This window comes from Flagellimonas olearia (genome assembly GCF_004150225.1).
GTDB classification, from domain to species: domain Bacteria; phylum Bacteroidota; class Bacteroidia; order Flavobacteriales; family Flavobacteriaceae; genus Flagellimonas; species Flagellimonas olearia.
The window spans coordinates 761,765-774,343 of record NZ_ML142907.1; the positions used below are offsets into that span (position 1 = coordinate 761,765).

At 43.2% G+C, this 12,579-nt stretch carries 16 protein-coding genes; 8 read left to right on the top strand and 8 right to left on the bottom strand.

Going from position 1 to position 12,579, the window contains the following annotated elements; all coding sequences use genetic code 11:
• Positions 1 to 35: 35 nt before the first annotated feature.
• The 5 genes from dnaJ to DN53_RS03535 form a co-directional block, all read right to left on the bottom strand.
• On the bottom strand, positions 36 to 1,154 hold the full coding sequence (gene dnaJ / locus DN53_RS03515) for a molecular chaperone DnaJ (protein WP_129653015.1): 1,119 nt from the start codon (positions 1,152 to 1,154) through the stop codon (positions 36 to 38).
• Positions 1,155 to 1,160: 6 nt separating this feature from the next.
• A complete protein-coding gene (locus tag DN53_RS03520; RefSeq protein WP_129653016.1) occupies positions 1,161 to 1,715 on the bottom strand; it encodes a nucleotide exchange factor GrpE in 555 nt (184 codons plus the stop codon).
• A 134-nt stretch (positions 1,716 to 1,849) separates the two neighbouring features.
• Entirely contained in the window at positions 1,850 to 2,803 is a 954-nt protein-coding gene (locus tag DN53_RS03525; RefSeq protein WP_129653017.1) for a TIGR01777 family oxidoreductase, read from the bottom strand.
• 136 nt (positions 2,804 to 2,939) lie between these two features.
• Complete coding sequence (gene mnmC2 / locus DN53_RS03530) at positions 2,940 to 3,602, bottom strand: tRNA (5-methylaminomethyl-2-thiouridine)(34)-methyltransferase MnmC2 (RefSeq protein ID WP_129653018.1); 663 nt, start codon at positions 3,600 to 3,602, stop codon at positions 2,940 to 2,942.
• Positions 3,603 to 3,604: 2 nt separating this feature from the next.
• Positions 3,605 to 4,018 carry a DUF4920 domain-containing protein gene (locus DN53_RS03535; RefSeq protein WP_242502057.1) on the bottom strand — a complete coding sequence of 138 codons (414 nt, stop codon included), beginning with the start codon at positions 4,016 to 4,018 and terminating at the stop codon, positions 3,605 to 3,607.
• A gap of 162 nt (positions 4,019 to 4,180) precedes the next feature.
• Here DN53_RS03535 and DN53_RS03540 point away from each other — a divergent pair, with 162 nt between their 5' ends.
• Positions 4,181 to 5,248, top strand: a complete 1,068-nt coding sequence (locus tag DN53_RS03540) for a branched-chain amino acid aminotransferase (RefSeq protein ID WP_129653020.1) — start codon at positions 4,181 to 4,183, stop codon at positions 5,246 to 5,248.
• A 31-nt stretch (positions 5,249 to 5,279) separates the two neighbouring features.
• Here DN53_RS03540 and DN53_RS03545 read toward each other — a convergent pair whose 3' ends face one another.
• On the bottom strand, positions 5,280 to 5,666 hold the full coding sequence (locus DN53_RS03545; protein ID WP_129653021.1) for a pyrophosphohydrolase domain-containing protein: 387 nt from the start codon (positions 5,664 to 5,666) through the stop codon (positions 5,280 to 5,282).
• A 40-nt stretch (positions 5,667 to 5,706) separates the two neighbouring features.
• Here DN53_RS03545 and DN53_RS18045 point away from each other — a divergent pair, with 40 nt between their 5' ends.
• The 6 genes from DN53_RS18045 (at position 5,707) to DN53_RS03575 (ending at position 9,681) form a co-directional block, all read left to right on the top strand.
• On the top strand, positions 5,707 to 5,895 hold the full coding sequence (locus tag DN53_RS18045) for a hypothetical protein (protein ID WP_129653022.1): 189 nt from the start codon (positions 5,707 to 5,709) through the stop codon (positions 5,893 to 5,895).
• A gap of 115 nt (positions 5,896 to 6,010) precedes the next feature.
• The gene (locus tag DN53_RS03555; RefSeq protein ID WP_129653023.1) at positions 6,011 to 6,190 is read left to right on the top strand and encodes a hypothetical protein; all 180 of its coding nucleotides are present in this window, start codon (positions 6,011 to 6,013) and stop codon (positions 6,188 to 6,190) included.
• A gap of 15 nt (positions 6,191 to 6,205) precedes the next feature.
• Positions 6,206 to 6,580: a fluoride efflux transporter CrcB gene (gene crcB, locus DN53_RS03560; protein WP_129653024.1), complete on the top strand. Its 375-nt coding sequence runs from the start codon at positions 6,206 to 6,208 to the stop codon at positions 6,578 to 6,580.
• A 267-nt stretch (positions 6,581 to 6,847) separates the two neighbouring features.
• Positions 6,848 to 7,186, top strand: coding sequence for a P-II family nitrogen regulator (locus DN53_RS03565; protein ID WP_116218313.1), 339 nt, complete (start codon positions 6,848 to 6,850; stop codon positions 7,184 to 7,186).
• A 35-nt stretch (positions 7,187 to 7,221) separates the two neighbouring features.
• Positions 7,222 to 8,505 carry an ammonium transporter gene (locus DN53_RS03570; protein ID WP_129653025.1) on the top strand — a complete coding sequence of 428 codons (1,284 nt, stop codon included), beginning with the start codon at positions 7,222 to 7,224 and terminating at the stop codon, positions 8,503 to 8,505.
• A gap of 123 nt (positions 8,506 to 8,628) precedes the next feature.
• Positions 8,629 to 9,681: an outer membrane beta-barrel protein gene (locus DN53_RS03575; protein WP_129653026.1), complete on the top strand. Its 1,053-nt coding sequence runs from the start codon at positions 8,629 to 8,631 to the stop codon at positions 9,679 to 9,681.
• Here the strand turns inward: DN53_RS03575 and DN53_RS03580 are convergent.
• A complete protein-coding gene (locus DN53_RS03580) occupies positions 9,678 to 10,316 on the bottom strand; it encodes a DUF1684 domain-containing protein (protein WP_129653027.1) in 639 nt (212 codons plus the stop codon). The genes DN53_RS03575 and DN53_RS03580 overlap by 4 nt on opposite strands.
• Positions 10,317 to 10,378: 62 nt before the next feature.
• Here DN53_RS03580 and DN53_RS03585 point away from each other — a divergent pair, with 62 nt between their 5' ends.
• The gene (locus DN53_RS03585; RefSeq protein ID WP_417935913.1) at positions 10,379 to 11,116 is read left to right on the top strand and encodes a DJ-1/PfpI family protein; all 738 of its coding nucleotides are present in this window, start codon (positions 10,379 to 10,381) and stop codon (positions 11,114 to 11,116) included.
• Here the strand turns inward: DN53_RS03585 and DN53_RS03590 are convergent.
• Complete coding sequence (locus DN53_RS03590; protein ID WP_129653029.1) at positions 11,100 to 12,518, bottom strand: alpha/beta hydrolase; 1,419 nt, start codon at positions 12,516 to 12,518, stop codon at positions 11,100 to 11,102. The genes DN53_RS03585 and DN53_RS03590 overlap by 17 nt on opposite strands.
• Positions 12,519 to 12,579 lie beyond the last annotated feature (61 nt).

The window sequence follows — 12,579 nt, forward strand, 5'->3', positions numbered from 1 at the left end:
ATACGTTTTTTATTTAAACAGCAAGTTTTTTCTTCTTAGGAGAACATGTCTTTCACCTTTTCAAAAAAGGATTTGTCCGATTTTTCGGGCTTTGGGACAAAATTTTCATCACTCTGCATCCGTTCAAAAAACTCCCGTTGTTCCTTGTTCAATTCCTTTGGGGTCCAAACATTCACATGGACCAAAAGGTCTCCACTGCCATAACCATTGATGCTATTGACCCCTTTTCCGCGAAGCCTCAATATTTTTCCGGATTGGATTCCGGGCTCCAGTTTTATACGGACCTTGCCTCCAATGGCATCGATTTCCTTGGAACTTCCCAGAACGGCTTCTGAAATACTCACATAAAGATCATAGTGCAGATTGTCCCCTTCCCTTTTTAGGGTTTCATGTTCAAGGGTTTCAATGGCCACCAAAAGGTCTCCCGAGATTCCATTTCCAGGAGCGTCATTCCCTTTTCCAGATACTTTTAGCTGCATGCCATCCTCAACACCCGGTGGAATTTTAATGGAAACGGTCTCTTCCTCTACCTTAAGTCCTTGGGCGTCTGCCCCTGAAGGACGATGATCTATGGTCTGACCGGAACCGCCACAGGTATGACAGGTGGTCGCGGTCTGCATTCGACCCAAAATAGTATTGGTAATCTTGGTGATCTGCCCACTTCCATTACAGGTTGAACAGGTTTTGTAGGTTACGCCGTCCGCCTGAAGTTTTCTTCTCACCTTCACCTTCTTCTCCACGCCATTGGCCACTTCCTCCAAAGTCAGTTTTACCCGGATTCGTAGATTACTTCCTTTCATCCTACGCTGGCCCCCACCACCAAATCCGCCAAATCCGCTGAAACCTCCTCCAAAGGCACCTCCAAAGATATCCCCAAACTGACTGAAGATATCGTCCATGTTCATACCTCCGCCACCAAATCCGGAACTACCATCGAAAGCAGCATGACCAAACTGGTCGTATCTTGCTCGCTTGTCCGGGTCGCTCAACACTTCATAGGCTTCGGCGGCCTTCTTGAACATCTCCTCTGCCTTAGTATCCCCAGGGTTTTTGTCCGGATGGAATTCAATGGCCTTTTTTCTGTAGGCTTTCTTTATTTCTGCAGCGGATGCTCCTTTTGAGACCCCCAATATTTCGTAAAAATCCTCCTTCATAAGCTATTAGTTGCCAACAACCACCTTAGGGTGCCGAATGATACGGTCTCCAAGCTTAAAGCCTTTTTCGACCACATCAATGATTTTACCTTTCAATTTTTTATCGGGTGCCGGAATTTGGGTAATGGCATCGTGCACTTCGGCATCAAACGTATCGCCTTCCTTTACCTCAATCTGCTCCAAGCCTTTATTCTTTAGGGTTTCCTTGAACTTATTGTTGATAAGCTCAACGCCTTTGAACATTTCTTTGTCATCGGATTTTGCAAGCTCCTTCAAGGCACGGTCAAAATCGTCCATTACGGGCAACAGGGAGACCATGACTTCCTGTCCGGCCGTTTTGAACAGCTCCATACGCTCCTTCGAGGTTCTTTTCTTAAAGTTTTCAAACTCGGCAAAAAGCCTCAAAAACTTATCCTTCTCCTTGGCCAGTTCCTCACGTAGCCCCTCCTCTTCGGAAATCTCTTCTGCACCGTTCATATTTTCATCGTTCAGCTCAGGATTGACCGTTTGGGCTTCTTCAGAAAACCCTTCCATATCCTCAACTTTACTTTTCTTGCTCATATGCGTCTGTTTTATTCTTTTTTAGGAATGGCAAAATTACTGCCAATTGCTCGAAAATGTCAAAATGTCACCACAAAACATAAAAAAATCCGCTCTAAGCGGATTTATCCTTTGCAAAAAACTTCATCAACCCATCACACAAGCTCTTCGGAAACAGAATCTACCGAGGCATTTTCATCCTTTTCGGCATAAATATGTTGCAGTGCCAAACAAATATTGGGGTGTTGAAAGGCGAACCCTTCGTTTTCAATCTTTTTACTGCTCACCCGCTGACTGGCCAACAGCAGGTATGACATTTTACCCAAAAGCATTTTCAGGACGAACTTGGGCACATGGGGCAACCATAATGGCCGATCCAAATTACGTGCCAGTTCTTTGGTCATTTTGGCATTGGTCACCGGGTTTGGGGCCACACCATTGTATACCCCATCAAGATCATTTTCCAAGATGAACACAAATAATTGTGCCAAATCCTCAATATGGATCCATGATTGCCATTGTTCACCGCTACCCAACGGTGCCCCTACATATTTTTTGACCGGTAGCGCCATTTGGGGCAAAGCCCCTCCTTGATCGGACAATACAATCCCTATCCGAATCTTGGAGACATTGACTCCCAAATTTTTAAAGGTATCCACCTCCGCTTCCCATTTTTGGGCCACTTCACCTACAAAACTGTCATCCACTTGGAGTTCCTGTTCATCGTAAAACTTAGAGAGGGAGTCTGGATAAATCCCAATGGCAGATGCCGAAATCAGCAAGCCAATGGACGAATCCAGTTTTTCCATGGCCCTATACAACGTCTGTAGGCTGTTGATACGGCTCGAAAGCACCTTTTTTTTATGAATCGGCGTCCAACGTTTGGCAATGCTGGCCCCAGCTAGGTTGATAATGGCATCGACCCCATCAAAACAGGCCATATCCAATTCACCTTTACTTGGGTTCCAATAAAAGCCCCGGTAATCTTCGGATTGCTCAATTTTCCGTTTTTGTGTCGTTAAGTAATTCACGGCAATACCTTTGGACTGCAATACCTTGACGATTGCCCCACCGATTAAACCCGTAGCTCCTGTAATCAACACCTTCATACAATCATTTTAATGCAAATTTACAGGTTTAAAGTGCTGTTCCTTAGGTATTAATTTAGGTTTAACACAAATATGCCGACTTTAAGTGAATTTAAGATAATGAAAGGTGGCCCCGTTAACAAAGCCTTGATACGGTTCAATCTTTAGTGGCTCGAAGCATTTCCCGTTTCCCCGGCGGACCGGGTAGCCGCTCTACGGTAAAGCCCACATGCTGCATGGCCCTTCGAACGCTTCCCTTGGCGGCATAAGTGACCAGAACCCCATTGGTTTTGAGTGCCCGATACATCTTTTCAAAAATTTCCTCGGTCCATAGTTCTGGTTGTACCCGAGCACCAAAGGCATCAAAATAAATGAGATTGTACGTATCCGAATCTGTGATTTCCTTGAAATCTTTCTGCTGTTTGTGCAATGAAAAATCTTTGGTAATCAACGTACTCTTTTCCCAAGGGGACCGATGCATTTCCTCGAACTTCTCTTGATGGTCCAAGGCATTCAATTGGGTACAATAATCCAATTCCGCAATTTCTTCCATGGATACCGGGTAGGCCTCTACCCCCACATATTCCATGTTCAGTTGTTGCTTTTTGGACTCCAAAAGGGTTATCAAGGCATTCAATCCAGTTCCAAAACCAATTTCCAGAAGTTTAATATTGGTGTTATTGAACAGTCGTAATCCGTGCTCGATAAAAACATGGTAAGCCTCTTGGACCGCCCCATGCTTGGAATGGTACTGTTCGTCCCAATCCTCTATTTGGATGGTCTTGGAACCATCACCAGTGGTTATGATCTTTCGTTTCAAATTCAATCTTTGATGAGAACCCCTTCGGCCTCAAACCGAAGTATCCGTTTGGGCTCTTTGATTTGATTGATTTCTTCTTCCGAAGCACCGCTATCCTTTGCATAATGTCTTTGGTCATCCACAGACATTTCCTCCAAAAAAGCAACGCCTTGCATGAAGACCTTCTTGTCCGCGGCATCTTTGGGCACAAAAAAGCCGTAATCCTTGAACCTTACGAACACTTCTTCTTGGGGAGCAATCTCGACCTTCATCCAACACCCCTTTGCCTGACATACTTCCCTGATCTCCCCAGACAATTGTGTTTGCAGGGAATCCTTAGCGGTAAGACCTGTATAAATGGCCTTGCCTTCATTCACTTTTTCAGATATGGCAAACTCCTCGCCATAATACGCGCCTTTGACCGAGTGCTGTGCCAAAACAACTTGAATGGAAAAGACTAAAAAAACAGTACAAAAAATGTTAAAAGACCTCATTTTAGACAATATTTGAACAATTCTCGACAAAGAACAGAAATTAGAATTACGAAACCCCTAAAACTAACAATAAATAGCTAATTTTAACCTTCCAAAGTTAATGATATGGAAGCGGTAATGAACAACATCACGGTCGAGAAGACAAAAACATCCAAAATCCATGATGTGGATTTTGAAAATCTTTCTTTTGGAAGCACGTATACGGACCATATGCTGGTCTGTGATTTTGAAAATGGAGAATGGAAGGCTCCAAAGATTGTCCCTTACCAACCCATTACCCTGGATCCCTCGGCAAAAATTTTCCATTATGGCCAATCTATTTTTGAAGGGATGAAGGCTTACAAGGACGAGGACGATAAAATATGGCTCTTCCGTCCTTTGGAAAACTACAAGCGATTGAACAAATCAGCCGAACGATTGGCCATTCCTGAGCTACCAGAAGCCTATTTTATGGACGGGCTTACCGCGCTGTTGCAATTGGAGAAGGATTGGGTTCCCACAACCCCCGGCAGCTCCCTTTATATACGTCCTTTTATATTTGCATCGGGAACGGGCTTTCACGCCTCTCCCGCCAATGCCTATAAATTCATTATAGCCTGTGCTCCGTCCGGAGCCTACTTTTCAGGGAGTGTCAAGGTATTGATAGAGGAAAAGTACTCCCGTGCCGCCAATGGTGGGGTTGGGTATGCCAAGGCTGGAGGAAATTATGCAGGACAGTTTTACCCAACGCAATTGGCCGCGGAAAAAGGATACCAACAGGTTATTTGGACCGATGACAATGCCCACGAATTTATCGAAGAGGCAGGGGCCATGAACGTGTTTGTACGCATCGGTGACACCTTGCTCACCGCACCTACCAATGACCGTATCTTGGACGGCATTACCAGAAAAAGCATCTTGGACATTGCCAAAGATGAAGGTATCAAGACCGAAGTACGCAAGGTTTCCGTAAAGGAAATAGTGGAAGCCGCTAAAAATGGTTCCTTAAAAGAAATGTTCGGTGCAGGTACGGCAGCGGTCGTCTCACCAATAGGAGCCTTTGGATACAAGGGAGAGGATTATGACCTTCCCGAATTGGAAGACAGTTATGCATCCCGTCTCAAGAAGAGAATTACAGATATCCAATACAACAGGGCCGAGGACAAATTCGGTTGGCGATATCCTGTACTTTAAAAAAAAAGGCACCTAATAGGTGCCTTTTTTATTATTGGTCCATGATGGATTGGATATCAGGTTTAAAATAATTTGGCCCCTTCATAACTTTGCCATCCTCCCGGTAAATAGGCTTTCCATCTTCTCCCAACTTGCTCATGTTGCTACGTTGGATTTCCTCGAACACTTCCTCTATTTTATACTGCATCCCATGTTCCAGAATGGTCCCACAAAGAATATAGAGCATATCCCCCAGTGCATCGGCCACTTCAATTAGGTCCCCTTCATTGGCCGCTTCCAGATATTCTTTATTTTCCTCATCCATAAGATTGAACCGCAAAAGATTCTTTGCTTCACCCAAATCGGCCATAGGTTTTTTGGACACTCCCAGACCAAAGGAAATGTGGAACTGCTCCACCGCCTTTATTTTACTTTCCATTACACTTGTTTTCATTTAGCTTTGCATAAAAATATAAAATATGTTCAGCTCAGGGCAGTTAATTTTCGCCGTACTTTTTATTATTTTCTTTGTGGCCGCCATTTCTTTTACTTACCGAAAGGACAAAAAGCTTCATAAAAAAAACTATACCGGGGTAAAATGGGTCTTGATTTCATTCATAGTATTCATTATTATCCTATTCTTGATCAAAAACTTCCTCAAAAATTAACATTGAACATAAGTTCCCAACAAAAATGGGGGCATTGACAACTTTTATTACCTCATTCCAACCAAAACATAGGAAAATACGTACTTTTGTAAAACAATTGTTCAGCCAGAGATAGATGACCACATTTTTTAGCCTTCTTCTTATTTTACTCGCCATTAATGCGTTACTGTTGATTTTTAGTGTCAATGGAGGCTTGGACGACCTTAGAAAACCCATTCGAAAAATTTCCGAGGTATCCGTTAGAAAACTATTCCCAAGCGAGTCTACCGAATCTGAATACAAGAAAGCGGTATAGTTTGTACCTTTGGGTATGAAACAGGCCATTCTTGTTTTTTTGGGTGGAGGGTTTGGCAGCGTTTTACGATATGCCATTTCAAAACCTCTGAATCCATTATCCCCTAATTTTTTTCTGGGTACTTTTTTAGTCAATATAATTGGATGTCTACTTATAGGATTTATCCTGGGTCTCTCGGCTAGGGGTAACATTCTTTCTCAAAACAGCACCTTGTTTTTGGCTACGGGTTTCTGCGGTGGGTTTACTACTTTTTCTGCTTTTGCCTTTGAAAAACACTTCCTTCTCAGAAACAGTGAACTACTTCATTTTTCCATTTATCTGATTTCTAGTATCACTGTAGGTGTTTTGGCTGTTATGCTGGGCCTATGGTTATCAAAATTGGGCGAGTAGCCCACATATCATATCATTACTTTTCGACAAAAATCACGTATAAGAACCACTACTTGACTGGTTTTTAACACACTAAGTCATTTTTTTTCCGTTTCCCACCTAAAGTAGACCACAGATATTCCACAAAAACCACATTTAAAATATCATACCCTAAAAAAATACGGGGTTGTTTTCAAATTTCACTAAAAATTTATCAATACCCCCTTCATTAGGGGTGGTCTTTTTTCAATTAACATATATTTGGCAAATCAATTAACTGTTTTACTTATGAAAAAAATCGAGGCAATTATTAGAAAATCAAAATTTGATGAGGTCAAGAAAGCCCTCCATCAGATTGAGGTCAACTTCTTCAGCTATTGGGATGTTACGGGAGTGGGGAATGAGAAACAAGGGCATGTATACAGAGGTATCTCCTACAGCACCAGTGATATACAAAGAAGATATCTGGTCATTGTGGTTTCTGATGACTTTCTGGAAAGAACCATCAATGTTCTATTGGATACGGCAAGCACAGGCAATGTAGGCGATGGAAAAATCTTTGTGTCCGACATGATCGAAGCTTACAGGATTCGGACCAAGGAAAGTGGTAGCGCAGGAATCAACTAAACAAACAGCCAAAAACTCAAAAAAAAACTTAGATTATGATTGTACAAGGACAAGAAGCGATAGATAAAGCTGTTGAAACTATTACTGGCGATATGAGTGCATTGTGGATAACGATAGCGGCCATTCTGGTATTTTTTATGCAGGCTGGGTTCACTTTGGTGGAAATTGGATTCACCCGCAGTAAGAATTCAGGAAACATTATCATGAAGAACTTTATGGACCTTTCTGTTGGTTCCATTATGTTCTGGGCCGTTGGTTATGCCATAATGTATGGCAGCGATTTGGTGGGTGGCGGTTTTTTTAGATCCAGTCCCTCCGATCAAGGGTATTTCTTTTTCAGTGCAACGGATTGGCACAACTTGTTCTTCCAGACGGTATTCTGCGCAACGGCAGCGACCATTGTTTCAGGAGCCATCGCCGGAAGGACCAAGTTTTCTACTTACCTTATTTTTTCGGCCTTGCTTACCACTTTAATTTATCCCATATCAGGTAGCTGGTACTGGCCCTTTGATGACGATGCTTGGTTAAATACTGCCGGGTTTATTGACTTTGCGGGCTCTTCCGTAGTTCATGCCGTTGGTGGTGCAGCTGCTTTGGTGGCCGCAATTCTTGTAGGTCCCAGGATTGGAAAATATGTGGATGGAAAAGCAAAAGTGATTGCAGGACACAACATGGCCTTTGGCGCCCTTGGGGTATTCATACTTTGGTTGGGATGGTTTGGTTTCAACGGCGGATCTCAGTTGGCCTGGGGTGGCAATAATACCGTCAGTGCGGTCAATGTGATCATCAACACCAATTTGGCCGCGGCCATTGGAGCCATAGGAGCCCTATTCTTTACCTGGTCCAGATATGGCAAAGCAGATATCTCCATGACCTTGAACGGTGCGTTGGCCGGTTTGGTCGGTATTACCGCCGGTTGTGGGGCCGTAAACCCTTTTGGAGCGCTCGCCATTGGACTTGTTTGTGGTATAGTAGTGGTGTGCTCCATTGAATTTATTGACAAAAAATTAAAGATTGATGACCCTGTAGGTGCCATATCCGTACATGGCGTATGTGGCTTTTTGGGAACCGTCCTTGTAGGTCTTTTTGCCTTGGATGGCGGATTGTTCTATGGAGGGAACGGTAAACTCCTTTGGGTACAGACCTACGGATCTCTATCGTATATCCTTTGGTCCGCATTGGCCTCCTTTGTGATCTTGTTCATTTTGAAAAAGACCATGGGTCTCAGAGTCTCCGAAAAAGAGGAAATTGAAGGTCTGGATATCCACGAACACGGAATGGAGGCCTATCCTGAGCATATTAGCTCACAAAACAACTAAACCAACTTTGCTAAACTAAAAACGGAGCGTTTGGCAGAACGCTCCGTTACATAATCTTTTCAAACTAACTCTATTTACTAACCGAATGTCCCTCTAACGAAGGACATCTAAATCGATTCCAAGATGAAAAAGATTACGAATGCAAATTACGCAAAAAAAGTTGCTTTTCCAGCACTGGCGCTGATTTCTATGGGAGTGCTCGCCCAAGAAAAAGAAAAGCCTAAATTGAATCTTAGCGGAACTGTGGATGTATACTTTAGATCTAACATCACCGCTCCCAATGGTGAGGAGGCCATTGCACCGGAAACCTCCTTCGCCAATCTGGATGGATTTGCACTGGGTATGGCCAACCTTGTTGGAACCTACGAAGGTGAAAAGGTTGGCTTTGTAGCTGATTTGGTCTTTGGCCCTAGGGGCACAGATGCCACTTTTGGGTCGCCCATGTACTCCGCAACAGGTGACATTGTGAACCAGTTGTATGTCTATTGGAATGTAAGCGAATCTGTGACCCTTACCTTTGGTAATTTCAACACCTTTTTGGGATATGAGGTGATTTCACCAGCGGCCAATTTCAATTACAGCACCTCTTATTTGTTTTCCTACGGCCCTTTTAGCCATACCGGATTAAAGGCCGATGTTGATTTGGGAAACGACTGGTCCGCCATGTTGGCGGTCATGAACCCAACCGATCTGACCGAGTTGAACGGCACCGGGGATTATGCCGTAGGCGCCCAATTGGGATATTCGGGGCAATTCCTGAATTTCCTGTATAGTCAGGGTGGCTTTGAAGTGGATTACACCGGCGGTTTTGACCTTACCGAAGAGCTCTTTTTAGGCATCAATGCTGCCCATTTCAGTCAAGAGGACAACGGGGGCACCTTTACCGGATTGGCGCTGTATCCACAGTACAAAACCTCAGAAACCTTTTCCGTGGGCCTTCGTGCCGAATATTTCATGGAAGGGGACTTCTTCGGGGCCATTGGCGATCAATTCGATGCCGACGGTGATGCCAGTGTATTTGCCCTGACAGTTACAGGAAGTGCAACCATTGGGGATTTGATCCTAAAACCGGAAATTCGGTTGGATAGCGCTTCTGAAGATGTTTTCTTGGATAATGACAACACACCAACAGCCGGTTTGGCCTCGGTGCTTGTTGCAGCAATATATTCTTTTTAATCTGTTTTAAAATCTTTAACTCCTGCTCTCACTTTAGTTCTCAAATAATTTTGCCTCGGCACTAGAGGGCAGGAGTATTTTTTGTTATACACGCAATAGGGGTTATACGCCCTGTTGAAGTCAATCACCAAAGTGTCTCCTTCCGGAATGGATAAATCTATATACCTACCACCTCCATAGGTTTCGTCTCCATTGGTATCATCCAAAAAAGGAAGGAACAGATAATCCTCATACCCTGCTTCCCCTACCAAATCCAAACTTCGATAGACCTCCAGTTCACGTTCTTCCCCATTCAGTTGGAAATGGGCAATTCCATACACTACTTCCCTACTTTTCCTATCCGTGGTAGTGGGCAACAAAAACGGAACAGCGTCCGGGGTGAGTACCAATTTCGCGGTGACCACATAAGTGGTATCCGGGGCATAAAAATCCAATCCTTCAAAATCTTTGCGATACTTGTCCGGCAAGGGTGAGGTTTCAGGATCCTTGAAGCTTTCGTTCGTCTCTTTCTGATAGTTTAAAATAGCTGTCAACCCAGATGAATCAGAAGAGATTGTTTTAACATCATCATGATATTTTTTTCCTCTTCCACAAGCCATCAACAAGACTGCCAAGACTACAAAAGAATACTTCATGCGCATAATTTTATTGCAAAAGTAGCGGAAATGATTCTTAATGCTACCTTAGTGCCACTATGATAAAAAAAGTATTCTGTTTTGCCCTAATTATTTTTCTAACTGCCTGTGTGGATAAGAGACCCGAAGGGAAGGTTGACCATGATGTGAACCGACAATTACCCACCTTAAGGCCCAATCGGTACAACGTAGGGTTCTTGATCATGGACGGGGTGTACAACACCGAGTTTACGGCACCTTATGACATCTTTCAACATACCCAGTTCAGAAAGGGGATCAAGGCCATGAACACCTTTAGTGTGGCCAATACTTTGAAACCGATCACTTCCTTTGAGGGCGTACGAATACTCCCAGATTTTGATTATACCCAAGACTCCATTCCCAAAATCGATATTTTGGTGGTTCCCAGTGCCGAACATCATTTGGACACCGACCTACAGGATACCACCATGCTGAATTTTGTGCGCAAGGTAAGTAAGGAGGCCCTTTTTGTGACCTCACATTGCGATGGGGCTTTTGTATTGGCCAAATCGGGGATTTTGGACAGTGTAGCTTCCACCACTTTTCCCAGTGATATAGAAAAATACAGGGCAATGTTCCCGCACCTCAAGGTAAAGGACAGCGTTTTGTTTGTCCATGATGGAAAATTCATCACCTCCGCAGGCGGAGCAAAAAGTTTTGAAGCTGCTTTGTACCTATGCGAACATCTCTATGGAAAAGAAATTACGGAATCCATTGCAGGTGGTTTGGTCATTGACTGGAACCTTGATTCCGTACCAAAATCTATTCCTCCTCAATAGTATCATACAAGGCATCCTCCAAATATTTGGACACCAACGTATTAAACTCCGGAGTGATTCGAAATAATGCGGTATGTTCCAAACCATACAATCTTTCCTTATCCTTGAATCCTTTCTTTAGGGCCTCTTCCAAATAGAACAAAGCGGTACCAAAATCCTCATTTTTGGCACTCAAAGAGACCGTTTTCAAGTAAAATTCAAAATTTTCCGGTTCCAATAATGTCTTTAGCATGTACAAGAATGCAAGGGCATCTTCATCTACCATTTCATTGGAGAGCACCATTTGGATATTGTCTGCTGCCAAAGCATTCACAAATCCCAATAAACGATTACCCATTTCCACCTCAAAGATATTTGCACTGGAAACAAACTTATTGACCTCGGTCATTTGGTAGTTCCACCAACCCAAATTATTAAAGTTATGGGTCAGCATATCCTCTTCCATATAGTATTGGTAGTCTTGCTTGAGCAACGACTCCTTCAGGAAGGCAGCCTGTTCTTCGCGTCTCATAGCCCTAAACTGCTTATTTTTCCTTACTTCCCTTTGCACGAGTCGCAAGGAATCCAAATTTTTATGGGCCCCGTACATGCTCATCATTTCTCCCAAATACTGTTCGGCCCAAATAAACTTTCCTGAATTTCTTAGTGTATTGACCTTTTCAAGGTCTTCCTTGAATGCATTCTCAATATAAACCGAATCCTTTGGCACCCATTTTCTTCCCATGGCCTGGAGCGTGAACAACTGCATTCCTTTACTGAGGTAGTCATTGGTAGGCCATTCGTTATTTCCCTCAAATAATAAGATATGGTTTGGAAACTTGTAGGTATCCAATAGCTTCTCATCCGCCAATAATGTGGGATAGTTATAATTATTTCTATTGACCATGCCAATAAAATGGAAAGACTGCTTGCTATTCAACAATTCCGTATTGGCCAAGGAAGCACTGATGACCATGACTCCTTTTATTCCTTTGATAAAGGTAGGCACCAAGCTTGCAAAACGTCCACCAGAAGCAGCCCCCGCCGTATAAATTCTTTCATTCTTAATGGGCAACATTCCCACAACACTCTCAATGGTCCCCAAAGTGGTCACCATATTGTTGGTGATTGAAACGCTGTCCAAAACCTTTGGCGCAGCCAATACATAACCTTCCTTTTCGGCAGATGTCAAAAACATGGACAAGGCCTGTCTCCCTTTCCCTTCCATGTCAAAAACCACAAGCAATGGCCACTGCCTATCCGTGGTAAAACCGGAGGGTAGAAATAGTGAAAAAGTACTTGAAAGGGAATCGTTAACGGGCAAGTTTTCTATGATTTCCCCTTTTTTTAAGGTTAGTTTTTGTGCCGATACGGATGTCAGACAAATCACCGAAAGAAAAAATATAGCGTATGTTTTTTTCATAGTTCTATTGCAACAAAAATCTAGCCAAAAAAGAACTTCACACCAATTACTTTAAAAGTAA